The following is a 23,848-nucleotide window of genomic DNA, read 5'->3' as shown; positions in this document are numbered from 1 at the left end:
CCACTAAACCTGAAAAAAATGAAAACCTTATATCGATTTGCATTGCTGCTGGTTTTTGGACTGGCAGTAGTGGGTTGCAAGAAAGCGGCTTATCTGACGGATGATGGCCTCCATACAGCCGAAGTCAATCTGTCTACTTACGACTACCTGGCGGCTCATCCCAATGGGATGTTTGATACCCTGCTGCTGGTGATTGACCATTTTAAACTCAAAGACGAAATCAACAAGGCGAAAACCTTTTGGGCGCCTTCGGATTATTCGGTCAACCGTTATTATAAGCAGAAGACAGACTCGGTAAAGTATGTGGATGAAAATGCACAGTATTCTTTTGACCAGTTTCTCAACGAAATCCCTGTAGATTCGGTCAGGGCATACATCTACAACGATGCCCCTTACAATTTGGAAACGGCCAGCACAGCGTATACGACGATCAGCAATGCGGCCAATGTGGGTGGATTTTTCTATCATAAGCAAAAGCAGCCCAAAGCAGCCTGGTCCTCACAGCCCGTTTATTACCTGTACTACGTGAAAGTGCGTGGCGAGGCCGATCAGATCAGTCCAGACGGTATTGTGACGGTCAAAGAAGATGATCAGGCGGATATGCGAGTATATTGTCAGACAACCGGGATAAAAACGGCTTCAGGAACAACGCTGAATGTATTGGCCAATACACATACGTTTATCGGCGATTTTGTGCCGCGGATCCTCACGGGGCCTAAAATTGTAGAAACTGGTGCTACACTGACTTTTACCTACGACCTGAGCATTAAATACGATGCCGCCGGTTATACTGGCACCACAGTAGACGTTTTGCTTCCGCGTTTAGCACGCTTTTATGGCGTAGAGAGTGGGGCAATATCCGCGTTGGTAGGCAAGGACATCACCTATTATGCCGTGCAGCCTGATGGTAACTTAAATGCAAACAGTACCGCGAACGCACCAGGACACTGGTTCGATGCCAAAGGGCAGACCTGTTCGTGGGGTGCCGATGCACGCATTGTATCTGAGCTGGCAACCTCAACGATGACCTTTAATATACTGCAATATCCAGGGCAAACAACGGTGGGTAGTACCTATACGGTACGACAATCCCTCGTGTACAAGTCGAAAACAAAGGGTGATTTGAATGCTGTTTTTGTATTCAACATTAAGATCAAATAAATTATGAAACTAGCTGGATGGATTCCGCGGCAGTGCTGAATCAACCGGATGGTTTCGTCACACATGAAAAAATAAAACAGATGAAAAAACGAAGTTTTATAATCGGCTTAGCAGGTTTATCCCTCGGGCTATTGGATTCCTGCAAGAGTGATCAAATAGGCTATTTAAGTGAAAATATACGCTATAATGTGGAGAATCTGCAGGTCAATCAGGGGGCAGTGGTGTACACGGATGCCATTGTTGCCAATGGAAGCACAACCCCGCTGACCGTGAATCTGCTTGCGGTAAGAAATAAGGAAACCGGCGAGCTCTCAACAGAATTTTCAAAAGAGCATGAGATATCCACCTACCTGGCGGAGATCACCTGGCGGGATACCACCCTGGATCTGTTGAATGCCAAGATCGGCAAAGCTAAATATCCACCGATGATGCTCAATGCGACCGGTGGTCGCGTGGGTTTTACACAGGCGACGCAATTTGTGACCCCGGGACAATACACGATCGATGTGGAGGTGAGCAATGTCGCCGGACAGAAAAAATTTAAGAATATACTGGACTTTAATGTCATCGGTGCTAAGAAGGAAGATATTTTATTTAAGTCGTGCACGAGTTCGGACTACGGGGCCGAATCCAATTTTCTACCGTATACAGACTATGAGATCGTCGTAGAGCATCAGGCAGAAGGAGAAAACAAAATTGTATATCAATGGGAAGATAAAAACGGCAAGCCCTTCAATCCTAAAAAAGGCGAGGTCATCAAACGTGGCGACCGGCCGACATTCAAAAATTGGTCGCCTTACTATCCGGAGGAAGTTACCGATACGGGCTTGGTGTATCGCTATCCAGATGTTTCGGGTCTGGTGTATCCCATCATGAACGGTACTTATGTAGGCACAGAATTTTGGTCGGGTGATCCCATTTCTTATTACCGCATTGTAGGTACGGCGACTACGCTGGGACGTAATCTTAACCCCGTATCGACCATCAAATTCTACCGAAGTGGTACCTATACCGTTCGCTTCCGTTTTTTGACCATTACACATAGTTGATCTCTACCTATTAAACGCTCAAATGATGAAAAGTATCGTATTGAATAAAGTCCTGCTGACGCTGGTTTCAGCACTTGTTTTCCTTTCGCAGGGATGCAGCAAAAAAGAAGTAGCGCTTCCTGTCGAGGAAGAGGTCACCACGCCGCCCGTAACTGTGGGAACAGATTCTTTGAAGATTTATAAGCCAAAGGAATTTGAAGGCATGGATTATAACGATAAAGGGAGCAAATGGTCCTATTCGCGCAGCCGTCAGTCGGAGCATTTTATCGTGTTCTGGGGGGCAAGCTACGGGAAGAACGATCCCAATGCGAACACCGTACCTGAAGAATATCGGGTGGATATTGATGATCTTTTGGCCAAGGCCGAACAGTTCTACGCATTGAACGTCGGTACGCTGAAGTTTGCAGAACGCAAAGTGAACCGATCCAATCTGGATAAATACAAAATGATGATTTTTGTGCACTATACGACAGAATGGATGGCGTATGGCGGCGGTTACGACGATACAATCGGGGCACTGTGGATTAATCCGGCGACCTGTAAACCGGTGGGTTCTGTAATTGCGCACGAGATCGGGCACAGTTTTCAATATCAGGTATTTGCCGATCTGAAAGGCGGACATGGATTTCGTTACGGCTACGGCGGAACCAGCGGCAACGGATTTTGGGAGCAGACCGCGCAATGGCAGGCCTACCAAACCTATCCGGATCAAGCGTTCTCGGGGCATGATTTTACCGTTTATACCGAAAATTATCATCGCCATATTCATCACGAGAAATATCGTTATGCCAGCTATTTCATCCATTGGTATTGGACCAGCAAACATGGGATCGATATGATTGGCCGCATCTGGCGCGAAGCTTTAAAACCCGAAGATCCGGTGCAGGCTTATATGCGTATAACGGGTATCGATGTGAAGCAGTTCAACAATGAGATCTATGATGCGGCGGCCCACTTTGTGACCTGGGACCTGAACAGCATCCGGGAGTATGGGAAGAATTATATCGGTAAGCTGACGACCAAATTTACGCGTCAATCCAACGGTAGTCTTCGCGTTGCCTATGATCGTTGTCCGGGTACTACGGGGTACAATGTGATTCCGCTGGAAGTTCCGGCTGCGGGAACTAAGGTTTCGGTAGCTTTTAAGGGACTGCCAAATGCTGCTGGATTCAATCCGGTGGATGCCAGCCGTGCCGGATGGCGCTATGGTTATGTGGCATTATTGAAAGATGGCACGCGGGTATATGGTGACAGGACGGAGGGCACGGAGAATACGGTCGCGTTTACTGTTCCGGCCAATTGTAGCAACCTCTGGTTTGTCGTCACAGGTGCCCCATCTGTTTACCAGCCACATGCCTGGGATGATGACGACAGCAACGATGAGCAATGGCCTTACGAAATCAAAATTCAAGGTACAACGGCTACGGGATACAATGAGGTGAGCAGTCAGCCGAAAGATATCGCATTGAATTATGACTTGAGCTTCCCGGCAGATGCTACAGGGTATTCGGGTACGCAAGTAAGCGTCAATGCAGCGCAGCTAGGGGAGGCCTTGGCCATACCTTCGGCAGACCTGGCGGGTTTGATGAGCAGTGGAAAAATTAAGTTCTATGCCGTGGAGCCGAATGGAAGTTTAAATCCCAACAATACGGCCACGGGTTACGGGCATTGGTTTACGCCTGCCGGGGCCGTCACCAACTGGGGCGCTAGTGCGGGCTTGTTTTCGGAATTTAACGCAAGTACGATAACGTTCTCGATCGGACAATATCCGGGAGCTCTGGCAGCTGGAAAGAAATATACCATTAAGCAGGCACTGGTGTATACGTACGAAGGAGCGAAAACCGTGCAGGCGACGTTTACATTTAATGTGAATGTGAAATAAGAGTTAGTTGGAACCGCTAGATTAGGTGATGGTTCATATGTTTATGTTTATTTAAGTGAAGGCCACGTCGGGAGATGTGGCTTTTTTAACTGTTGACTTTTTCATTTTCCTAAGTCCAAATACGGTCATCATTGCATTTTCCATGCTGTTTATTCCGAAAAGGGTAATAAGTTTGCGGAGGAGATAAGGAAGGAGTTCTAACGACCTTAATGCGACAACTCAGTAGAAAAAGGCTCCTTGAATCTGATGATCGGAAGTGTAGAGAATTTTGTAAATTAACCGCTATGAAGTATAATCATTTGTTTCCAACCGAGGGTGGACAAAATTTAATTATCCAAGTCATTTGATTTATATTATCTTTATTATATCTCGTCATCGAAAAATAGCGGCGAAGCGTTAATTTTTTTTAATTGGATTTTTGCAGATGATAATAAAGTAGTTTATTGCAGTTACACTATTGACACTGTTATCCAGATTGATCCGGAGATTGTTGAAGAACAACAAGAAATTAATCAGATAATAGCAAACTTAGCAATAGGAAAATAGTTGGGATTGATCCGGAATGATCTGAATAAATATGTTAAAATTTATATTGATAGCGTTCATCGTTTTAAGCTCTTGTTCTAGAAATAAGAATACAAAGCGCATTGATTCAAGGGTAATTTATGAAATGGCTTATGATGACAGAACAACGCCCTCAAGATTTGATTTTGACTTTTTTGTTCGATGCAATAATGGCAAAGTCGCTATGATTAATGAACCTGCATTGTGGGGAATTCATCGTGAAAATCCGAAAAACTTGTCTTATGAAAAGTTTTTGGATTTAGCTTTGAACCAAAAAATAGAGGTAGATGATACGCGTATTTTAAGTAGCGCTGATTGTTTTTTATTGGATTCCAAAGTAGCTAATTATTATAAAAGTCATAATTTAGAAGATTTTCTACTCGAATACTTCACCAAGGAAAATAGTGGTTGGAGACTTAAAGATGGATATGCTAAATCACAGCTCATGTCTATAAGTTACTATTGCTTTATCAATAATAAATTTTTGCAGTTTGATGATTATATCGGGATTTATAGCCTAGTTGAGCCAAATGAACTGTTTTCAAGATAAAAGATAATAATATCTAAGTGCTCCACGGCTTTGAACAATAAGGTGCTGGAGAATTTAATCAGAAATTCCGCTCACTAGGATGCAGCGCCCTATCGCGAAGAGCTATCATCCTTGTTTCCGGGTTGCAGTCATAGAGAAGTTCTTTTTCTATAGTATCGGAGAGAACGTTGTTATGCAGCAGAACTTCTATGATATCTTTTCTGTGGAGTGCACAATTCATTTTGCTATACAGAATTTCAAGGGGATTTTTACAGGATTTGGTGTTGTTTTTTTTGAAAATAGCTGTGTATATCCCTGCCAATCGCTCAATTTCGTGTTCATTTTTTGCCTTTTCGGCGATTTCGGTCAGTAGCTTCGAGTCGCCACTTCTGTAATTAGAAATCAGCAATTCTAAATAGTCAATCGGATTTTTGGCTGTTTGTATTTTCTCCAGAGCAAAGTCTCTAATGGCTTTGCTTTTTAGATGTTTTAGTGCATTAAGGGCATTTTCAGCTATGCTGTTTTTGCCTGTTCCCTTTTGTTTAGCAAAGTCTAAAATGAATTGGCTATCATAAGGAAATTTGTGAAAGTCAAAAATATCCAAAAGGCGTTCAATATTTCCCTGGTCCGTTTCTTTCAAAAGATGCTTTGCAATGGTGTTTATCTCTTCTTCTGTTAGCTTTCTCATTCTTGCAAAAGAAATACAGGGTTTACTATTTAACACTTCATCAAGAATGTCTTTGTATTTTTGGGGTTTTGTCCGCTGTGTTTTCTGGTTTATTTCTGTTCGCTGTATGTTGTCAAGGTAAAAGCGAATGAACTTATTGGTTTGGGCTTTCTTTTTAAGTTCTTCAGCAACCTGTATGCTTTGGTTTTTTGCTTGAAAATGCTGAATTATGCCATCGTCTTGCCAATCGTCAGGGTGTTGTTCAATGTGTTTTCCAAATTTCTCGGCTACGTAAAATAAGCCGTTTAGTCCATCAAGTTCTAGTATTTCATGAGCGCCGACCCAATCAGCGCCGACGATCGGATTGTTTAAAAACCGGTCATAAATAGCTTGTTTTGCCTCGGTGTCATTTTGCTGCGCGTAAAGTTTTGCCACGGCAAACAAATGTGTCAGATTCCAGGTGTCATCCTGTTCTTTTGCCAAGCCCTGCAAAACGGCTCTACGGATTTTGTCTTTTTGTGTTGAAATAGAAATAATCTCAAAAATATAAGTTGCCCGGTCGCCTTCACATTGCCCGTCATAGGCGAAAATGTTTAATGCACCTTGTATAATTTGATTTGAAAAGTCAATTTCCGGATGCTCTTTTACGATCAGATATGCTTCACCTGTTCCGCGTTTCAGTGCATGTAGAAATTGTCGTTTTAGGATTCTTAAATCGGGCATAATCGAAAGAGTGGGGTTTCAACAGGCTTAAGGATTATGGATAAGCGGATCACCGATTATTCTCTTCAGCGATGATTTCGTCGATCTCATTACATATTCGCTGTATCGGTTTTGTAAAATAATGCTGTGCGAGCTGCACCTTCTTTTCTTTACCATCTTCATTTCGATAACGGGCGTGAAGCGATACGCTCACGGTGATGAGGCCGTACTGCTTGAGTTTATGGATTGTAAATCCCTGTAGGCTTTCCAGCGGAACAGTCACCTCTTTGCCTAAAAGTCCCTTGCGGACGCGCATTTCCCTTCTGTCCATGTCAATGATAAAATAGGCTCTAAGCAGGGAAATCATCAAGATTACGACAACTCCCAGCATCCACCATTTGAAAGGGGATTCCGGCATTTTGATGAACCCAACTAGGGTCATAATAGAAAATATAGCAACCAAAGGAACATAGGTTCCTAATTGGGGTTTCATTTTGTACTCGTTTCCGTTTCTGTCGAAGTTTTTCATGTGCTTATCGCTAATTTTGCCATATCAATCGTCCAATCTGCTGAAGCGGTTAGGATCGCCAACTGGTATATTATATTATCAACTATGGAGAATATAATTATTTGTTGGTGAATTGAGCTAGATCTTCAGTAATGGTTACAATTTTTATTTCCAAGTAAATAAAGTTATATATTTGCTTCAGTAAAAAAAAGGCCAAAAAAAACACTTCATTCTTTAATTCTGGATCATTTAATGTGAGTATGATTTCTGAGAGAGGAACAAGTATGAAAGTAATTTATAGTAGACTAGCTTAACAAAATATGAAAAGAGGTGTGCGAATTGTATCGTTTGGGTTTTTATTATTAATCATTGAATATATCATTTGTGTCCTTTTATTTTATATTGAGCCTTATTTTAGGCATGATAGTCAACTAAACCTTGAGTATGCAATAAGAGGAGCTAATGAGGTGAATTCTGTTTGTTGAGTATTTTCTCCGATTTTTCATTGTAATTGAAAAGTTTTAAAAAACACGTGACTACATGACTACAAAATAAAAGGACAAAGCGCTTTGTATTAAGTCACATATGTAGTTATATTTTAATCACAAAAAACAATTTCTTAACTACGTTGTTTTAATGCTACTAAGGTCTATAATATATGAAATTAGATATGTACAAAAACAAGATCAACTACATTATATATGTGTTTTCTTATTGTTAATGTATAGAATTTAAAAGCATCCTAAGCTGAAATGAGAAATCTATTCGTGTCATTTCAAATCAATCAGCAAGAATGAATTTATAAATTAAAAACACTCATATTATGTCACTATTTGATAATTTAAAACTTACAGCAGAGCTTATTAAAGCAAATTTATCCGAAGGAATTGAAGATGGTTACGATCATTCTACCACTTCTGCAGGTAGAAAAGGATTGCGTTCGGGTCGTGTTTCAGAGCTTACCGCTATGGCAGATTTGAAACCAGGAGGTGCAGACAACCTGCGTAAAATCATGGAAATTGCCAACGGAAACCTGAAAGGAGCAACCAAAGTAGGTACGCTTCACGATTTGAGAATTGTATTGTTCGATGATGATAAAAAAATTCTTTTCTGTACCGCTTATGACGGCGATTGGGATGCTTATATCAACGACTTCGCTACAAAAATTCCACAGTTGATGGACATTATTTTTGGGAATATCGAAGGCTGGCCGGGTATCAAAGATCCTACGATTAAAGATTTTATTTTAAGCAAACAAATCACGGCTACAGGTTGGTATGTGGGGGTTCCGCACTTAACGGTGAATGATATTCGCAGAAACGACAAAATCATCACTGGTCTAAATAAAGCTATTGACGACGCGAACAAAATTGAAAAATAACCCTACTAAATAGATTCATTATGGCAATAGATTTCTTAAAAAGAATTTTCAATAGGGATAAAGTCAATATAGCATTAGAAGAAATTCAGGCTTTGGTACTCCGAAGCAGACCAATTCCTTATTACGGTACAGTGGCTCTTTTGGAGATTAAAGATGCGACTAACGCAAAACAGACGTTGAAAAACCTAATTCCTTTGGTGAATTCAGCAGAAAATTGGGATCAAAATGACGGCTCTTCGGTTTCTATTACCTTCACCTATAAAGGATTGGAGAAAATTGGCCTTCCCAAAGATTCTTTGGATTCTTTTCCTGAATCTTTCAAGGAAGGAATGGCTAAAAGGGCTGGTTTTTTAAATGATATCGGGGTTAATGATCCTAAAAATTGGGAGAGGGATTTCAAAAATGCCAACATCCATATTGCGGCAGCTATTATTGCCAATAACAAAACCGATTGGAAGGCAAAATTTGAAGAGTTTAAATCCAAATTACACGATAGTTCTGGCGTTCAGGTTTTAATTAGTCACGATTTTGGGGCGACCGAAGAAGTGAAAAATGTCTTTGGATTCCGCGATGGCATCAGCAATCCCGAAATTGAAGGCAGCGGTATTGATGTTCCTCCAGGTTTTGATAGACCCTTGAAAGCTGGCGAATTTGTGTTGGGCTACCCTGGCGAAGGCGACATTACGAAGCCGTATCCGCAACCCGATGTTTTGGGCAAGAACAGCTCGTTTATGATTTTTAGAAAATACCAAAGTCAAGTTGCCGATTTCAATAAATACATTCAAGAAAATACCAATTCTGCCGAAGAGGGCGAACTTTTGGCTGCGAAAATGGTGGGACGTTGGCGAAGTGGTGCTCCGCTGGTTTTGTCGGCGGATAAAGACGATAAAGAGCTTGGTGAGGATATGAACAAGAACAATCATTTCTCTTTCAAAGGGGATGAAGATGGTAAAAAATGTCCTTTCAGTTCGCATATCCGAAGAATGAATCCTAGAGATTCCAAATCATTTGTGTTGGAAGATGAGCGTCTGCACCGCATTATTCGACGTAGTGTGACTTTTGGGGACATTGTTCCACCAGAAGTTACCAAGGATGATGGCAAAGAGCGGGGTCAATATTTCATGGGTATCAGTGCTGATGCGATGGGAACGCTTGAATTTTTGCAAAAACAATGGGCAAATGATGGGAATTCTCAGAATTTGGGAACCGAAAAAGACCCAATGATTGGCGTTCAGGATAAAGAGGGATTGTTTACGATGCCTGCCGATCCATTGGTGAAAAGATACCGTGGTTTGCAAACGTTCAACTTAGTAAAAGGTGGTGAATATTGTTTTATTCCGAGTATTTCCGCTCTAAAATGGATCAGTGAATTGTAACAGCTAAAAATGTAAGCATGAGCGAAAATGTAAAATACAGCTATGATTTAGAAGAAATTCCTGCGAATTTTGACAAATATATAGCTAAGATTAATAAAGATATTCAAGATTATATCAGAAATACGCCTGAGATTAGTAAAATAGCACACCATACGCGTGATGCGCATGCCAATGGCTATGCCGCACTAAAAGCAGAGGTTGAAATTTTAACCAATCTACCCGAAGAACTGGCTCAAGGCATTTATAAGCAAGCTGGAAAATACGAAGCTGTCGTGCGGTTTTCGAACGGATCATCTCGTGTGTTGCCCGATAAATTAAGCGGAAATGCACAGGGTTTTGCGTTGAAAATTTTTGGTATTAAAGGTAAAAAATTAGCTCCGGGTGAGGAAGATTCACCTAATGTTGATTATAATTTGATTAATAATCCAGTGTTTTTCTGCAACACGGCAGCACATTATGTGTTTATTTCGAAGTTATTTTTACAGCTAAACGATTTCTTTGAAAGAGGTGCTTTGGGTAAGTTGGAATTTGCCACTTTATGGGTGACTGAAAACAAAAAAGCTTTCCCAAATTTTGAAGCATTAAAGGAATTGGGCGCTTTAAAAACATTTGAAAAAATCCCTTCTATAAACAGTTTTTTGTATGAATTTTACAGTATGGGTGCTGTTCGTCATGGCGATTATATGGCGAAAATTCGAATTGCACCTACTGTCGAAACTCAAAATCTTATTACCGAAAAAGATATTGATATAGATAGTGCCGATTGGCCTTACCGCAAGGGGATTATCAAAGAAATTGCGAAAAACGATTTGACTTTTGAATTGCAAATTCAGTTGTGCAAAGACCTAAAAAAGATGCCGATTAATGATCTGACCGAAGAATGGTCGCAGGAATTATCGCCTTTTCAAACGGTTGCAAAAATTAGAATTCCGAAACAACAGGTTCCTGTAGATGGCAATTTTGATGTGATGGAAAATTTATCTTTTACACCATTCCGCACGTTGGAAGAAAATGCGCCTATAGGCAATTTGCAAAGAGCAAGGCAATCGGCATACGTCACTTCTTCCACGGCAAGGCACGATCTTAATCATAAAAAAAGAAGAGAGCCAACGAATTTGCAAGAAGCCTTTGACCCTAATTTTTATAAACTTTAATTGTCGTACAAATGAATTCAATAAAAAAATCACCGTAGCGGGTAGTGGTGTTTTGGGTTATCAAATCGCTTTTCAGACTGCTTTTCACGGTTTTGATGTTACCCTTTATGACATCAATGCGGAGATTGTAAATAGAGCAAAATCAAAATTTGATGATTTAGCAAAAAATTATCGTATCGATATTCAAGCTACCGATGCGCAAATAGCAGCGGCAAAGGAGCATTTGAGCTATACGAGTAATCTGGAGGAAGCGCTTAAAGATGCCGATTTGCTTATTGAAGCTATTCCAGAAGAAATCCAAATAAAAAAGGATTTTTACAAACAGGCAGCGCAATTGGCTGCTGACAAAACGATTTTTGCAAGTAATTCTTCTACCTTATTGCCGAGTCAATTTGCAGATAGTACGGGTAGGCCACAACAGTTTTTGAATCTACATTTTGCCAATCAAATATGGTTGCGCAATACAGCTGAAATCATGGCACATCCTAAAACGGATGAAAATATCAAGAAAGAAATTATTCAGTTTTCTAAAGATATCGGTATGGTGCCTATTGTCGTGAATAAGGAAGTTCACCACGGGTGGCGGGCCCTGTTTTTTCTTTTTCTTCTGCGCCGAGACGCTTAACGTAAGTAAGGATAGACTGAATACGATAATATATTTTTTCATGTGTGTACTTTGTCTTTTGTCGTTAAAGCAAAGATGTACATTTTAAGACTAGTCTTTTCTGTGGATTTATATCCGATCGCTTTGGCTTACGATTCGTTGCAGCTGAAGCAATAGTTTTTTACAATACCGTCCGACGGATAGCATCATGGTAAGAATAGTGTGTTGATTGTAAAAGCTCACTGATCAATCAATGATCAAGGAGCTTTTTGTTAAAGGGAGTAAGACGATTTGTGAAATAGGCGTTGGTCTAATTCGATTCGATCTTATACACGTAATTCGGGATTTTTGGGTTCTTGACAGTGGGTAAAGACAGCTGTAGCGTATCTCTTCCTTGTGTCCATTTCACCTTTGAGGAACTCCCGAGAAGCGCTAAACTTTTGATGTTGAGACTACTTTTTGCGAGCTCCGGCTCCTGATCTCAAACTGCCTGTTTGTAAGTTTTTCAACCCGTTTAATCGAGTATTAAGAAATTGACATAACAGGAGCTCTAGGAGCACGGGTATAAATATAGGGAAATATGCTCAGGTTTTGGATTTGAGAAAGGCAGCTGTTCTTATATTTCTTCGAAAACGTTTGAGTGCCGGCAGTTGTTCCGTTAGTGATACCGATCTGCACTACAGGAAAGAGTCAGGATGCAGTGACGTACCATTTGTCTATCTGAAAAAGCGGCCTTGCTCTGAGGAGATCGGCCGCTTTTTGTTATTCCTTCGATCCCCATTCCTTTCCGCACCCAAAAATCATCGGTAGGATAGCACATGAAATCAACACGCTTGGGCATAACGCCAGCCCCGTTGAGTAAACTTGTAATACGTTGCTGTTCTTTCCCATCATAGGCGATGACATTGATGCATTGCAATAGGTCAAACAATTTTACGTCGAATGATGTACTTTGAATAAAAAAGCTATGGATAAATCACATATGCAGAAGATTGCACGGGTTGGATTAGGTGCTTTTTTGGTTGTTGCAGGTATCGGACATCTGACCTTTGCCCGTAAGGAATTTCAGGCTCAGGTGCCAGACTGGGTTCCGATCTCCAAAGATGATACAGTTGTATATTCAGGTTTTGCGGAAATTGCTTTGGGTGCTACACTGATTTTAGCACCTGCCAAGCAGCGATCGAACGTTGGAAAAATCGCAGCAGCATTTTTTGCAGCCGTGTTTCCCGGAAATATTGCCCAATATACAGACCATCGGGATGGCTTTGGATTGGATACGGATGGAAAGCGGCTCGCCCGTTTATTTTTTCAACCCCTATTGGTGGCCTGGGCATTGAAAAGTACAAGCAAGAGCTGATTGGGTGAAAACTGGTCGATCAGAAGCTGATACAAATTGGAAAAAAAACAAACCATCTGCCTGCGGCTGTTGTCCTATAGGTATCCATGTAAGGAGTAACTTAGTTAAAAAGGTCGGGTGTTCCATTTTCATCCGACCTTTTTTATTTTTTTGCGCTATTATTTTTGCTAATTTCCAACCTTTTCTGTTTTTTTATTGCCCATTTAAATAATTATATTCGCATCAACATACAAAATAACTAACCTATAAAAGTACAGACCTGATGGAAGAAAAAAAATTAAATGAACTCAGTAATGAAGAGTTGTTGGTTCTTAAGAAGAAAGCCAAACCCACGAAAATCATCAATGCATCGATCATTGGCTTTTGTTTAGGGATAGCCGCCTACAGTGTATTCGTCGCAGGCATAACCTGGCCGACAATTTTTCCCCTGATTCTGGCGGTCCTAGCCTATAAATATTTTGGTAAAAATGAAAAGGCTGTAGATGCGGAGTTGAAAGCCCGGAATCTCAAATAGAAAAAAGCAAACCATTGCAGTTGCGCTGTTGTTTCTTTTTAAAAGAATAGCAGAACATGAGAAGGGAACAAATAGACGCATGGATAGCCCAAGGCTACAATGTGCTGGAGCAGAAGAAACCTAAAGTCGTGCAGGGCGATATCTGGGAATACCTCAACCGCTGTGACGGACAAGGTACGGAGGTGTATGCCTTATCCGAGCTGCAAAAATGGTCGGATCAGGAACTTGCGCAGATGGAACTGAAAAAATATGCGGACCAGTATGGACAGATGGGCGAGAAGCTGTTTCTACGGAATGAAGCAATTCGAAATAAAGACGTTGAAAAGTATGAGGCATTTTTACTACTATTTTTTCCGGACAGCGTTGAAAAAGAGCTGGAGGAAGCTCGCTTTTTGGCCGATCGTGTAAAACGTGTCAGTAAGGAAGAAATGGAACAATGGGTCGTATCGAATCATGTCAATGTACTGATGTCGGATCTTCATTGCCTGGACTATGGTTCCATTATGAGCGGTATGGTGCTTCCCTCCGAAGAGGTAGTCAGTTATACCGACGATGGGCTCAGCGACACCATTGATTGTCACGTCACCCCCATGGAGTTCTTTTCCCATACCGACCACGACTACTACTGGATCGACCCTGTTATAAAAAATCGTAATTGAATCCCTTAAATAGGCCTTTTGGACTTTCTTTTCATACGGATTAAGGTAAAGCAACTCGAGCACCATCGAGATGCTTTATTTTTTTTCGTTTAAGCTACAATTTCTATTGGATTTCCCTCTGGATCAAGTATGACACTTTCATAATACCCATCGCCCGTCGTACGGGGTTCGCTTTCGATAATATATCCATCCGACCGTAATTGCTCGGTCAACTTATCGACAGCATCTTTTCCACCGACGCTTAGGGCTAGATGGGTATAACCTTTGCTCAGGCTTCTGTCAGCTGCTGCTGCAGTGATATCAATACGGTTCATAATCTCTAAACGTGCGTCTGACTCGCGGAATTTAAGAAAGTAGGATGAAAACCCTTTCTTCGGGTTATGGTATTTTTCTCCGCTAACAGTACCAAAGTATTTGGCGTAAAAAGCACGTATTTTCTCGAGGTCATCGACCCACAGGGCGAGGTGTTCTATTCGCATGGCAAATCTTTTTATTTAATTACATTGCAATATTATGCAAATTTGCGTAATATTGCAATGTAAAATTTATCAGAATGTTGAACAAACCGATCATTAACGAATCGATAATTAAGGCAAAAACAGCGACACAGGTTATGTTTTTGGTATGTGGCCTCGCGCTATCAAGCTGGGCACCGATGGTACCTTTCGCCAAGGACCGTCTTGGTCTTAACGATGGAGAACTGGGGCTTTTACTGCTGTGTTTGGGTGGTGGTGCACTATTAACGATGCCTCTCTCTGGTTTTTTTATCGGGAAACTTGGGAGTAGACAAGTGATTTTGATCTCAGGTATAATTGCTGCCGTTGTGCTCCCTGTTCTGTTGATGGTAACAAATAGCTATTTGATGGCCTGTGTTCTTTTTATATTTGGCTGCAGTATAGGTAGTATAGATGTGGCTATGAACGCACATGGTGTGCAGGTTCAGAATGCCATGGGTAAACCGATCATGTCATCTTTACATGGGCTGTTCAGCGTAGGTGGCCTATTTGGATCGATCGGCTTGGGTTTTCTGATAAAGATGGGGCTAATTCCGATTTATGCGGCAGTTACTATCGCTATCTTTTTAATACTGCTATTGATCTTACAATATCGAAAGCTGCTGGGTTACCATAAGGAAAAGGAAATCATTGTCGAGTTTTCCCACATTGATGAGACTCGGGTTTCCAAAAAAAGATTTCAATGGCTCAGGTGGAGTGTGCTGGTACTTGGACTGATGTGTTTCATCGCCTTTCTGTCGGAGGGAGCGATGTTGGATTGGAGCGCCATATTCTTGCGGGATCACAAAGGCGTATCTCCGGAATTTACGGGAATTGGATATGCGGCCTTCTCCGTAGCGATGGCGGTGATGAGATTGCAGGGAGATCGATTAGTAAGCAAGCTGAATAGTAAAGTGGTGGTGATCGGTGGGAGCCTATTGGCGTCATTAGGTATTTTGATCCTGGTATTTAGTCCCTGGCTTTTTGTTACACTTGTTGGATTTGTCCTGTTGGGACTGGGAGCCGCCAATATTGTCCCTGTATTTTTTAGCGAGGGTGGCCGGATTGAAGGACTTTCACCGACAGTAGCCATTCCGGTTATTTCAACCATGGGCTATGCAGGTCAGCTGGCAGGACCGGCGCTTTTGGGTGCTATTGCACAGCATTTTTCTTTGATCATTGCTTTCGAAACAATAGCTTTACTTTTTCTAGTGGTAGCCCTTATCTATAAAATCAGGAAGTAATAGCATGTTAAAAGAAGAGCGTTTTGAGGTAATACTCCGCGAATTGGCGAGTCGGAGGAAGGTGAAATTTGAAGAACTGGCGGTATTGTTGGCGGTATCGGAAGATACCATCCGTCGCGACATAGATCTTCTCTATCGGAACGGCTTGCTTTCCAAGACCAGGGGTGGGGCTATGCTTCGCGAAAAAGATCCGTTGACTTTCCAGGATAGGCAATCGTTTCTGACCAAAGAAAAAGATATTATTGCATTAAAAGTACAGCCGTTTCTGAAAGATGGCATGACCCTTTTTGTGGATGGTGGCACTACGACATGGGCCGTAGTGAATGCGATGCCATTGGATATCCGGATCCGGATGGTTACAAATAATTTTTCCATAGTGCCGCTGCTCGAGAAGTTCAAAAATGTAGAACTTATTTTTTTGGGTGGTAATTTTGAACCCGATCTGGCTGTAACTTCAGGCATCACAACCTGTATGGAAGTTGCTAAATATAACGCCGATATCTTTATTATGGGAACTTGTGCTGTAGATCCTGAGCTCGGTGTATCGGCAACGTCAGCTGCAGATGGCGAAACAAAAAAGATGATGGTGCAATGTGCAAAGAAAACAATAGCCTTAGCCAGCCAGAATAAGCTTTATCAAGGGGAACTGTTTAGGGTATGTCCAATAGATTCGCTCACGGCATTAATCACCGACCTGGACTCCAATGATTCCGAACTGAATCCCTTTAGAAATATGGATCTGCAGATTGTATAGACGGCCTGACTATTTTGGCCTTGTATTGTGGTCGAATTCAGCGAATAATCATCCCTGCGGCAAGCTCTTCTGTTTACGTGCTGCTGCGAAGTGGTATTGTTGTGTCCGGCAGAATGACGGGCAGATAGCGTTAGATGATGTGCCTTTTTTCGGTAGCCAGTGTCAATGTATGTTGTAGATTCACGACGTCGCCTATGATAATGATGGCTGGATGTCCCATGTTATACTCTTTGCTTATTTTTACGAGATCTTTGACTTTGCAATGCACTTGTCTTTGTTGAGGTAAGCTTGCGTGCTGTATAATCGCGGCTGTTGTTTCTCCTTTACCGTGTAACACATAAGTACGTGCAATTTCGTCGAGCTTACGCATGCCCATATAGATAACTACTGTAGATCTGCTCTGAACCGCTAGTTGCAGATCGGATGAAAGGGTTCCATCTTTCTTCATGCCTGTCAATACCCATACGCCTTCACTTACACCGCGATGTGTTAATGGAATATTATGAAGGCCTGCGCCTTGCATGCTGCTGATACCCGGAATATAGGTGATGTCAATGGATCTGTTTTGCACGGTAAGCCATTCTTCAAAACCCCGGCCAAAAAGATAGGGATCACCACCTTTAAGTCGTAGCACCCTGTCGAATTTGCTGCAGTAATGTAGGATAAGTTCATTTATTTCTTCCTGAGGAACGTATTTTCCATAAGGATGCTTGCCAACATAGTGTTTTAAGCAGTTTTTGTCTGCTATTTGAAGGATTTCTTGATTAATTAGGTTGTCATATAGGATCACTTCAGCATTTTCTATCGCTTTATAAGCTTTTATGGTAAGTAATTCGGGGTCTCCCGGTCCAGAACCTACAATAAATAAGGTTTTTTTCTTTATTTCTTTCATTATATCCTTTTTTTTTGTTTTTATTTTATATAAAAGTATTAAAAAAATATGACTAAAATCATGTTTTGTGTTAATTTTTATGTTTTATTTTTGAAAAAATATTATAAAAATCATATTTATTTTGATTTTTTGATTTTTTATTCCATAAATTAGTGTTATTGAAAGTGTAAATTGATTTTTTTCAATAAAAATTATGATTATGGATAGAAAAAATGTTGTTATTATCGGAAATGGTATGGTTGGTAATAAGATTTGTGAAAAATTAAAGCAAAAATCTAATAACCTAGGTATAACTGTATTCGCAGAGGAGTCAATTCGAGCTTATGATCGTGTTCATTTGACAGATTACTTCAAAGTTTCGTCCATTAATGAACTTTTTTTGCTAAAAAATGAGTGGTATATAGAGAATAATGTAAAAATCCATTTAGATGATCCTGTTATTGCTATAAATCTCTTGAAAAAGGAAGTGAAGTCTCTAAAAGGGATTACATTAAATTATGACTATTTGGTTTTTGCGACAGGTTCTGCCCCTTTTGTTCCTCCTATTTCTGGGATTGAGAAAGAAGGGGTGTTTCTCTACCGTACAATCGAAGACTTGGAGTTGATTAAGGCTTATGCGGCAAAGGTCAAAACTGGTACGGTCATGGGGGGCGGACTTTTGGGTCTTGAAGCGGCTAAAGCTCTCCTAGATCTTGGCCTAAAAGAAACTGCTGTGATTGAATTTGCTCCCCGCCTGATGCCACGCCAGATCGACGATAGTGCCAGTGTGCTTTTGCAGCATAAGCTCGCGGAATTGGGCTTGCGTTGCTTATTGCAAAAATCCACAAGTCAACTGCTAGGTGATGATCGCCTCACAGGAGTCGCCTTTAACGACGGCACCTCCATGGCGACAGATCTGCTGGTGATATCGGCTGGTATACGTCCCCGTGACGAACTCGCCAAGAAGTCGGGCCTAGCGGTCGGTGAACGGGGTGGAATTTTGGTGAATGCACAGATGCAGACCTCAGACCCTTCAGTTTATGCCATCGGTGAATGCGCCTTGGTGAATGATATGATTTATGGTCTGGTGGCGCCTGGGTATGAGATGGCTGAAATTGCGGCAGCTCAAATCATAGGAGAAGAAAAATCTTTTATAGGGTTTGATATGAGCACTAAACTGAAACTGATGGGAGTTGATGTGGCAAGTTTTGGAGATCCTTTTATCAGTGAACCTTATGCTCGAACGATCTTATTGGAGGATCGTAATAAGGGTATTTATAAACGACTAAACGTCAGTACAGATGGAACGCGGCTATTGGGCGGAATACTTGTCGGGGAAGCGACAAGTTACAACATGTTGCTTCAGATGGTTAACAATAACCTCCCATTAGCAGAACATCCAGAACTTCTCCTTTTCGACCAGCAGCGTGAAAGTAGGTCGGCTTCTTCTGGTCTAGAGGCTCTTCCTGATGCGGCGCTAATCTGCAGTTGTGAAGGAGTTTCTAAAGCACAGATTTGTGATGCTGTAGCAACTAAAAATTGTGAAAATGCGGACGCCGTAAAGAAATGTACCAAAGCCGGATCAGGATGCGGCGGCTGTGTGCCGATGATTAAGGACCTTGTTAATTACACCATGAAACAGCAAGGGAAATATATCCGGAGTACCATCTGCGAACATTTCGATTTGAGCCGTCAGGAGCTTTATGATCTGATCAAGATCCACGAGCTCAAAAGTTATGATCATGTATTGGATGTGCTGGGCCATGGCCATGGATGCGAAGTCTGTAAACCTTTGGTGTCTTCCTTGCTTGCCAGTCTTTGGAACGAGATGATTCTTGGCAAGGGTAATGATGTGGCTCAGGATAGCAACGACCGTTATCTGGCTAATATACAAAAGGGTGGGACATATTCGGTGGTCCCGCGTATTCCAGGCGGTGAAATTACCCCGGATAAACTGATCGTTATTGGGGAGGTGGCCAAGAAATACAGGTTATATACAAAAATTACGGGTGGACAGCGCATTGACTTATTTGGTGCACATCTCAATGATCTGCCATTGATTTGGGAAGAACTTATTGCTGCGGGTTTTGAAAGTGGACATGCTTATGGTAAGGCATTACGGACTGTTAAAAGCTGTGTAGGCAGTACCTGGTGTCGGTTTGGGTTGCACGATAGTGTTTCTTTTGCGATACGGATAGAGGAACGCTATCGTGGACTACGTGCTCCGCATAAGATCAAGTCGGCCGTTAGTGGTTGTATTCGCGAGTGTGCTGAAGCGCAGAGTAAGGATTTTGGAATTATTGCAACCGAAAAAGGTTGGAACCTTTATGTTTGCGGCAACGGTGGAAGTAAGCCGCAGCATGCCTTATTATTAGCCTCGGATATCGATAGTGAAACCTGTATCCGTTATATCGATCGTTTTTTGATGTTTTATATCCGCACCGCGGATCCGTTAACGCGGACTGCTACCTGGCTCAATAAAATGGAGGGCGGAATAGATTATCTAAGAAATGTTGTGGTACAGGATAGTCTGGGGATGGGTGATTCCTGGGAACAGGATATGCAGCTGCTTGTTGATAGTTATCGCTGTGAATGGAAAGTCGCTGTGGAGGATCCGGAAATTCGTAAACGCTTTGTTCATTTTGTAAATGCACCAGAGGAGAAGGATGAAACTGTTCGCTTCGAAAGCTTTCGCGGACAGAAGAAAGCTGCAGATTGGAACATCAATACTTATTAAATATAGAATCACTAAACCTTTTAATTGAAATCATATGAATATGCAAATTGACATGCAGTGGCTGAAGGCTTGCCGGATTGAAGATGCCATTGAAAACGGCGGAGTCTGTCTTAAATTGAATAACGAACAGGTGGCCTTGTTTTATTTTGCCCGCCGCAATGAGTGGTATGCCACGCAGAATGAATGTCCGCACAAACGGCAGATGATTTTAAGCCGCGGGATGTTGGGCTCTTTGGGTGAGACGCCGAAAGTCGCTTGTCCTTTCCATAAAAAAACCTTTGCCCTAGACACAGGTGAATGTCTTTCGGGTGATGAATGTGCGATTAAAACTTACCCGGTGAAGGTTGAAAACGGAAGTGTTTTTATTGGAATGACTGCTTAGCTAAGCTAATAAATAACTGAATCTAAAACCTTTTAAAACAAAAATACCATGGATTATATTAGCCCAAAAGAGGTTGCTGGTGCAATGATGAATACCGCAATCTACAAATCTACGCTTCCAATCAAAGATCTATTGATACGGGGAGCATTGTCAGGAGCCTTATTGGCAATTTCTGTCACACTCGCACTATTGGCGACTTCCCAGACGGGACTGAGCTTAGTCGGTGCATTTGTTTTTCCGGTGGGTTTTGTCATTATCGTTATCCTTGGTCTGGAGCTGGTGACGGGAAGCTTTTCGCTGGTGCCTTTAGCCTGGTTTGAAGGTAAGATCAATTTTAAGGCGATGGCCAATAATCTTTTCTGGGTTTTTCTGGGCAACTTGTTGGGCAGTGTGCTCTTTGCGATTTTGTTCTGGGCGGCTAGCACAGAGACCGGGCAGTCGAGCCAGCTCGGAAATATCGAACATAGTCTGATTCTGATCAGTGAAAAGAAAACCCTTGGATACAGCAGTCATGGAGCGGCGGGTTTGTTTTCGGCTTTTGTCAAAGCTATTCTGTGTAATTGGATGGTCTGTATGGGCGTGGTGATGTCCATGACTTCTAAGTCTACCCTTGGTAAAATTCTAGCTGCGGGTATTCCGATCTTTATATTCTTTGCATTAGGTTATGAGCACGCTGTTGTTAACATGTTTGTGATCCCTGCCGGGATGATGTTTGGTGCAAAAGTGACGATCTCCGACTGGTGGCTTTGTAATCAGCTGATCGTAACCGCTGGAAACATTGTTGGCGGTCTGCTATTTACGGGGATGGCTATCTATTATACTTATCATCAAAAAGAAAAGGTATCAACTTCACAAAATTGAATTTTTATGGATCAAATGAAAAAACTATTGACGCTAATCTTGTTGCTGATTGCTGGCGATAGAATTTATAGTCAGGAAAAAATAATAAAAGGCAGTTTGTTTGAAGGCATTGCGGTAGCGGGCTACGTCGATCGGGGTGTTTACTTCAATTGTACCGGGCCAGCTGTGAAATACATATTCGCACCCAAAAGCTGCCTGTTGCTTGGTCTATTACCTAGCTTAAAACTGAAAGAAGATAAGGTTGAATCGGGGAAGCCAAAGAACTCCTGGATCACGCCCTCTCTGGGATTTGGTTTAACGGCTGTATTCCGACATATTGCCATTCAGCTGCCAGCATTCTATACCGCAAAAACGAGTGCTGCTGATGGTAAATGGAGATTGGGAGTCGGTATGGGCTTTAAATTTTAAGGTGATGTATTTTTAAGGGAATATATGATTTGGGGAGTCGTTGGCTTTTCTAGCTAGTTTAACTCTCCATTGTTTTCTTCTGATAGATCCTGTAAAAGCTGGAGGTTTTTAATAAAAATATCTTTTTTGTCCATTATGATGGCTCCTAATTCGATAAGTTCGCTCAGCGTACGATATACGGTCTCGTACGTAGCGCCTACGTAGGAAGCCAAGTCTTTTTTGCTTAGGGATAATCCAATATATCCATCCTTATGTCCCTCGCTGAAAACACGGTGAAGTAACAATAGGCTCCAGGCAAGGCGATTTTTAACAGCGAGCTGTGTCAGGCGGGTCATCTTTTGTTCAGAAAGATGTAGTTCGTCGGCAAAAAACAACATCAACCGGTAACTCAGCTCTGGATTTATGCGTAGCGTGGACAGGAAGAACGGCATTTCGACGAAGCAGAGCTGTGACACTTCCAGGGTTGTTGCAGAAATAGGGTAGACAGTTTGTTCGGTACTGATTCCGCGATGGCCAACGATATCTCCTTTTTTTGCAAATCGTACAATGGTTTCTTTATCCCCCAGATTACGGTGAACTTTGACAAGTCCCGACTGGATGAAATAAATTCCCCGAACGGATTCTCCTTCGGAGATAAACTGTTCACCTTTTTTTAGTTTGATATTCTTCCGATGAAGGTCGATCTGTCCGAGCCAATCTTGTAAGACATAACGGCACATAAGGCAGGAGTGATCGCAAGGATTTGTTTTCTTCGATTTCATCAAAGTCTGATTCGTATAATGGACGGTGTGTTATCTGTCCAAAGTTATTATCTATTCGTTTAAATTCCTATTTTACCTTTTATAAAAACAGTATATCTTTTGATTTTAACTTATTAATGTGTGGAACTGGATGAAATTTTGCATCTCCATAATGTCGGCATCTTGTTGATGCGGTTATTTGAAACCAGCATGTATTGTTTTCTTCGATTTAGTGTAAAGACCAATAGTATTATGAATCAAAGAACTTATTTAATTTTTGTTACTCTTTATTGCATGTTGCCTCTGTTTTTATCCTGTGGTTCCAAAGAGAAACAGCGGGAAAAGGAATTACGGATTTTGTTCAGTCGAGAATTCGTTGATGAACAGTATAGTCAAGAAAGATACTTGAGTGATTCTTATAAACATCATGCGGTTGATTTTTTTGCGGCCAAGAATGATACCTTTCCATTAGCGAAATGGGACATTCTTCTCGATGAATTAGATAAGTTAAAGCGGTACAAACCTGAAAAGAATGATATAGGGCATAAACATAACTATTGCTCGAATCTAGAGATTGAGTTTTTTGATCATGAAAAATCCTTATGTCAATTATGTTTGAATCCAGATAATAAAACTTTAAGACTGAATTATTTGGTGTATGAGGCTTCTCCTGAACTGATTTCTTTTTTTTGTAATTACATTTCGGCAGATTCGGCAGCTCTGGCTTCTAGTGGAAAAGGTTACTATGTGAAAAAAGTAATGTTTAACGACAGGAGTGTAATTCAAAAATTCATCGAGAGAAAAAAATGAGGGCGATGAGTTTCTGTTAGCCCACCTTAAAACGTTTGGGATATTCGCCGGTGTTATCTAGGCTAAAAAAATACTCATTCCACCAGTTTTCGATTTCCAAGTCCATACCAATCATATTGGTCAGTTCCTACGCTGTATCCAGCTCTTCTTCCAGCGGGATAAAAGTCGAATTGTTAACAAAGGCTTCACAACTTGTATTGCATTGCCCATTTTTCCAGCGATAGAGCGCTTTAAGATTCTGAGGTATCTCCATATCATATTGCTGTTCAAGGGCCCTAAACTCTTCTGCCGATAACGAGGACTGTAGATCGATATACAGCTCAGGTCTTAGATTTTGGATATAACTGTCTAATGTGGCTAGTGTCTGTTGCATAATGGTGGATTTTTGATGCATTCATAAAGTTAGTCATAATTGCCTGAGTATGCGAATTATCATGTGC

Annotated in this window: 25 protein-coding genes; 18 read left to right on the top strand and 7 right to left on the bottom strand. The window is 41.4% G+C overall.

The genetic code is table 11. From position 1 onward, the window contains the following. Nucleotides 1-18: 18 nt before the first annotated feature. The 4 genes from B3297_RS03145 to B3297_RS03130 all read left to right on the top strand — a co-directional run bounded on the left by B3297_RS03145 (nucleotide 19) and on the right by B3297_RS03130 (nucleotide 5,206). Entirely contained in the window at nucleotides 19-1,161 is a 1,143-nt protein-coding gene (locus tag B3297_RS03145) for a DUF4859 domain-containing protein (protein ID WP_286778402.1), read from the top strand. An 80-nt stretch (nucleotides 1,162-1,241) separates the two neighbouring features. Continuing rightward, nucleotides 1,242-2,210: a hypothetical protein gene (locus B3297_RS03140; protein WP_145329239.1), complete on the top strand. Its 969-nt coding sequence runs from the start codon at nucleotides 1,242-1,244 to the stop codon at nucleotides 2,208-2,210. Between the two features lie 22 nt (nucleotides 2,211-2,232). Continuing rightward, complete coding sequence (locus B3297_RS03135) at nucleotides 2,233-4,092, top strand: DUF4859 domain-containing protein (protein ID WP_286778401.1); 1,860 nt, start codon at nucleotides 2,233-2,235, stop codon at nucleotides 4,090-4,092. A gap of 577 nt (nucleotides 4,093-4,669) precedes the next feature. After that, nucleotides 4,670-5,206 (top strand): hypothetical protein, encoded by a 537-nt coding sequence (locus B3297_RS03130; protein ID WP_286778400.1) that lies wholly within the window; start codon nucleotides 4,670-4,672, stop codon nucleotides 5,204-5,206. Between the two features lie 58 nt (nucleotides 5,207-5,264). On the opposite strand, the gene B3297_RS03125 is transcribed toward B3297_RS03130, so the two are convergent. Then, on the bottom strand, nucleotides 5,265-6,575 hold the full coding sequence (locus tag B3297_RS03125; RefSeq protein ID WP_286778399.1) for a hypothetical protein: 1,311 nt from the start codon (nucleotides 6,573-6,575) through the stop codon (nucleotides 5,265-5,267). A 49-nt stretch (nucleotides 6,576-6,624) separates the two neighbouring features. Next, nucleotides 6,625-7,083, bottom strand: coding sequence for a hypothetical protein (locus tag B3297_RS03120; RefSeq protein WP_112373459.1), 459 nt, complete (start codon nucleotides 7,081-7,083; stop codon nucleotides 6,625-6,627). 802 nt (nucleotides 7,084-7,885) lie between these two features. Between B3297_RS03120 and B3297_RS03115 the strand changes: the two genes are divergently transcribed. The 4 genes from B3297_RS03115 to B3297_RS03100 are packed head-to-tail and all read left to right on the top strand — an operon-like array spanning nucleotide 7,886 to nucleotide 11,598. Beyond that, the gene (locus tag B3297_RS03115; RefSeq protein WP_070567536.1) at nucleotides 7,886-8,443 is read left to right on the top strand and encodes a hypothetical protein; all 558 of its coding nucleotides are present in this window, start codon (nucleotides 7,886-7,888) and stop codon (nucleotides 8,441-8,443) included. Nucleotides 8,444-8,463: 20 nt separating this feature from the next. Then, a complete protein-coding gene (locus B3297_RS03110; protein ID WP_070567533.1) occupies nucleotides 8,464-9,819 on the top strand; it encodes a Dyp-type peroxidase in 1,356 nt (451 codons plus the stop codon). Nucleotides 9,820-9,836: 17 nt separating this feature from the next. Continuing rightward, the gene (locus B3297_RS03105) at nucleotides 9,837-10,973 is read left to right on the top strand and encodes a catalase family protein (RefSeq protein ID WP_112373457.1); all 1,137 of its coding nucleotides are present in this window, start codon (nucleotides 9,837-9,839) and stop codon (nucleotides 10,971-10,973) included. After that, nucleotides 10,948-11,598: a 3-hydroxyacyl-CoA dehydrogenase NAD-binding domain-containing protein gene (locus B3297_RS03100; protein WP_286778398.1), complete on the top strand. Its 651-nt coding sequence runs from the start codon at nucleotides 10,948-10,950 to the stop codon at nucleotides 11,596-11,598. Before B3297_RS03105 ends, B3297_RS03100 begins: the two co-directional genes overlap by 26 nt. A gap of 637 nt (nucleotides 11,599-12,235) precedes the next feature. Here B3297_RS03100 and B3297_RS03095 read toward each other — a convergent pair. Beyond that, complete coding sequence (locus B3297_RS03095; protein WP_286778397.1) at nucleotides 12,236-12,508, bottom strand: hypothetical protein; 273 nt, start codon at nucleotides 12,506-12,508, stop codon at nucleotides 12,236-12,238. Nucleotides 12,509-12,544: 36 nt separating this feature from the next. Between B3297_RS03095 and B3297_RS03090 the strand changes: the two genes are divergently transcribed. The 3 genes from B3297_RS03090 to B3297_RS03080 all read left to right on the top strand — a co-directional run bounded on the left by B3297_RS03090 (nucleotide 12,545) and on the right by B3297_RS03080 (nucleotide 14,107). Beyond that, on the top strand, nucleotides 12,545-12,934 hold the full coding sequence (locus B3297_RS03090; protein WP_286770175.1) for a DoxX family protein: 390 nt from the start codon (nucleotides 12,545-12,547) through the stop codon (nucleotides 12,932-12,934). Between the two features lie 262 nt (nucleotides 12,935-13,196). Next, nucleotides 13,197-13,448: a hypothetical protein gene (locus B3297_RS03085; protein ID WP_046674299.1), complete on the top strand. Its 252-nt coding sequence runs from the start codon at nucleotides 13,197-13,199 to the stop codon at nucleotides 13,446-13,448. 56 nt (nucleotides 13,449-13,504) lie between these two features. Beyond that, the gene (locus B3297_RS03080; protein ID WP_112373453.1) at nucleotides 13,505-14,107 is read left to right on the top strand and encodes a hypothetical protein; all 603 of its coding nucleotides are present in this window, start codon (nucleotides 13,505-13,507) and stop codon (nucleotides 14,105-14,107) included. Nucleotides 14,108-14,196: 89 nt separating this feature from the next. On the opposite strand, the gene B3297_RS03075 is transcribed toward B3297_RS03080, so the two are convergent. After that, nucleotides 14,197-14,586, bottom strand: a complete 390-nt coding sequence (locus B3297_RS03075) for a VOC family protein (RefSeq protein WP_046674292.1) — start codon at nucleotides 14,584-14,586, stop codon at nucleotides 14,197-14,199. Nucleotides 14,587-14,660: 74 nt separating this feature from the next. Here B3297_RS03075 and B3297_RS03070 point away from each other — a divergent pair, with 74 nt between their 5' ends. Both B3297_RS03070 and B3297_RS03065 read left to right on the top strand, forming a co-directional pair. Continuing rightward, a complete protein-coding gene (locus B3297_RS03070; RefSeq protein WP_286767838.1) occupies nucleotides 14,661-15,845 on the top strand; it encodes an MFS transporter in 1,185 nt (394 codons plus the stop codon). A 4-nt stretch (nucleotides 15,846-15,849) separates the two neighbouring features. Then, nucleotides 15,850-16,599, top strand: coding sequence for a DeoR/GlpR family DNA-binding transcription regulator (locus B3297_RS03065; protein WP_115047512.1), 750 nt, complete (start codon nucleotides 15,850-15,852; stop codon nucleotides 16,597-16,599). 130 nt (nucleotides 16,600-16,729) lie between these two features. Here the strand turns inward: B3297_RS03065 and cobA are convergent, their stop codons facing one another. Then, nucleotides 16,730-17,491: a uroporphyrinogen-III C-methyltransferase gene (gene cobA / locus B3297_RS03060; protein WP_286767837.1), complete on the bottom strand. Its 762-nt coding sequence runs from the start codon at nucleotides 17,489-17,491 to the stop codon at nucleotides 16,730-16,732. 199 nt (nucleotides 17,492-17,690) lie between these two features. Here cobA and nirB point away from each other — a divergent pair, with 199 nt between their 5' ends. Genes nirB through B3297_RS03040 form a run of 4 tightly spaced genes read left to right on the top strand, consistent with a single transcriptional unit; the run spans nucleotide 17,691 to nucleotide 21,858 of the window. Continuing rightward, nucleotides 17,691-20,207 (top strand): nitrite reductase large subunit NirB, encoded by a 2,517-nt coding sequence (nirB, locus tag B3297_RS03055; RefSeq protein WP_286778396.1) that lies wholly within the window; start codon nucleotides 17,691-17,693, stop codon nucleotides 20,205-20,207. 34 nt (nucleotides 20,208-20,241) lie between these two features. Continuing rightward, the gene (nirD, locus tag B3297_RS03050; protein ID WP_112373448.1) at nucleotides 20,242-20,589 is read left to right on the top strand and encodes a nitrite reductase small subunit NirD; all 348 of its coding nucleotides are present in this window, start codon (nucleotides 20,242-20,244) and stop codon (nucleotides 20,587-20,589) included. Between the two features lie 48 nt (nucleotides 20,590-20,637). Beyond that, a complete protein-coding gene (locus B3297_RS03045) occupies nucleotides 20,638-21,450 on the top strand; it encodes a formate/nitrite transporter family protein (protein ID WP_112373447.1) in 813 nt (270 codons plus the stop codon). A gap of 6 nt (nucleotides 21,451-21,456) precedes the next feature. Then, complete coding sequence (locus B3297_RS03040) at nucleotides 21,457-21,858, top strand: hypothetical protein (RefSeq protein ID WP_236560135.1); 402 nt, start codon at nucleotides 21,457-21,459, stop codon at nucleotides 21,856-21,858. Between the two features lie 53 nt (nucleotides 21,859-21,911). Here the strand turns inward: B3297_RS03040 and B3297_RS03035 are convergent, their stop codons facing one another. Further along, nucleotides 21,912-22,619 carry a Crp/Fnr family transcriptional regulator gene (locus tag B3297_RS03035; RefSeq protein WP_115047516.1) on the bottom strand — a complete coding sequence of 236 codons (708 nt, stop codon included), beginning with the start codon at nucleotides 22,617-22,619 and terminating at the stop codon, nucleotides 21,912-21,914. Between the two features lie 231 nt (nucleotides 22,620-22,850). Between B3297_RS03035 and B3297_RS03030 the strand changes: the two genes are divergently transcribed. After that, nucleotides 22,851-23,408 (top strand): hypothetical protein, encoded by a 558-nt coding sequence (locus B3297_RS03030; RefSeq protein ID WP_146752970.1) that lies wholly within the window; start codon nucleotides 22,851-22,853, stop codon nucleotides 23,406-23,408. A gap of 127 nt (nucleotides 23,409-23,535) precedes the next feature. On the opposite strand, the gene B3297_RS03025 is transcribed toward B3297_RS03030, so the two are convergent. Further along, nucleotides 23,536-23,781 (bottom strand): SMI1/KNR4 family protein, encoded by a 246-nt coding sequence (locus B3297_RS03025; protein WP_146752969.1) that lies wholly within the window; start codon nucleotides 23,779-23,781, stop codon nucleotides 23,536-23,538. Between the last annotated feature and the right edge of the window lie 67 nt (nucleotides 23,782-23,848).

Origin of the sequence: Sphingobacterium sp. UBA3519 (assembly GCF_002377215.1) — a bacterium.
GTDB lineage: Bacteria > Bacteroidota > Bacteroidia > Sphingobacteriales > Sphingobacteriaceae > Sphingobacterium > Sphingobacterium multivorum.
This window is presented reverse-complemented; position numbering and strand designations above follow the sequence as displayed.

Coding starts and splice junctions, on each gene's coding strand:
- B3297_RS03080 (WP_112373453.1), top strand. CDS start 13,505: ATGAGAAGGGAACAAATAGACGCATGGATAGCCCAAGGCTACAATGTG.
- B3297_RS03110 (WP_070567533.1), top strand. CDS start 8,464: ATGGCAATAGATTTCTTAAAAAGAATTTTCAATAGGGATAAAGTCAAT.
- B3297_RS03075 (WP_046674292.1), bottom strand. CDS start 14,586: ATGCGAATAGAACACCTCGCCCTGTGGGTCGATGACCTCGAGAAAATA.
- B3297_RS03035 (WP_115047516.1), bottom strand. CDS start 22,619: ATGAAATCGAAGAAAACAAATCCTTGCGATCACTCCTGCCTTATGTGC.
- B3297_RS03105 (WP_112373457.1), top strand. CDS start 9,837: ATGAGCGAAAATGTAAAATACAGCTATGATTTAGAAGAAATTCCTGCG.
- B3297_RS03025 (WP_146752969.1), bottom strand. CDS start 23,781: ATGCAACAGACACTAGCCACATTAGACAGTTATATCCAAAATCTAAGA.
- B3297_RS03115 (WP_070567536.1), top strand. CDS start 7,886: ATGTCACTATTTGATAATTTAAAACTTACAGCAGAGCTTATTAAAGCA.
- B3297_RS03140 (WP_145329239.1), top strand. CDS start 1,242: ATGAAAAAACGAAGTTTTATAATCGGCTTAGCAGGTTTATCCCTCGGG.
- B3297_RS03040 (WP_236560135.1), top strand. CDS start 21,457: ATGGATCAAATGAAAAAACTATTGACGCTAATCTTGTTGCTGATTGCT.
- B3297_RS03085 (WP_046674299.1), top strand. CDS start 13,197: ATGGAAGAAAAAAAATTAAATGAACTCAGTAATGAAGAGTTGTTGGTT.
- B3297_RS03125 (WP_286778399.1), bottom strand. CDS start 6,575: ATGCCCGATTTAAGAATCCTAAAACGACAATTTCTACATGCACTGAAA.
- B3297_RS03070 (WP_286767838.1), top strand. CDS start 14,661: ATGTTGAACAAACCGATCATTAACGAATCGATAATTAAGGCAAAAACA.
- B3297_RS03145 (WP_286778402.1), top strand. CDS start 19: ATGAAAACCTTATATCGATTTGCATTGCTGCTGGTTTTTGGACTGGCA.
- nirB (WP_286778396.1), top strand. CDS start 17,691: ATGGATAGAAAAAATGTTGTTATTATCGGAAATGGTATGGTTGGTAAT.
- nirD (WP_112373448.1), top strand. CDS start 20,242: ATGAATATGCAAATTGACATGCAGTGGCTGAAGGCTTGCCGGATTGAA.
- B3297_RS03135 (WP_286778401.1), top strand. CDS start 2,233: ATGATGAAAAGTATCGTATTGAATAAAGTCCTGCTGACGCTGGTTTCA.
- B3297_RS03130 (WP_286778400.1), top strand. CDS start 4,670: ATGTTAAAATTTATATTGATAGCGTTCATCGTTTTAAGCTCTTGTTCT.
- B3297_RS03045 (WP_112373447.1), top strand. CDS start 20,638: ATGGATTATATTAGCCCAAAAGAGGTTGCTGGTGCAATGATGAATACC.
- B3297_RS03090 (WP_286770175.1), top strand. CDS start 12,545: ATGGATAAATCACATATGCAGAAGATTGCACGGGTTGGATTAGGTGCT.
- B3297_RS03120 (WP_112373459.1), bottom strand. CDS start 7,083: ATGAAAAACTTCGACAGAAACGGAAACGAGTACAAAATGAAACCCCAA.
- B3297_RS03065 (WP_115047512.1), top strand. CDS start 15,850: ATGTTAAAAGAAGAGCGTTTTGAGGTAATACTCCGCGAATTGGCGAGT.
- B3297_RS03030 (WP_146752970.1), top strand. CDS start 22,851: ATGAATCAAAGAACTTATTTAATTTTTGTTACTCTTTATTGCATGTTG.
- cobA (WP_286767837.1), bottom strand. CDS start 17,491: ATGAAAGAAATAAAGAAAAAAACCTTATTTATTGTAGGTTCTGGACCG.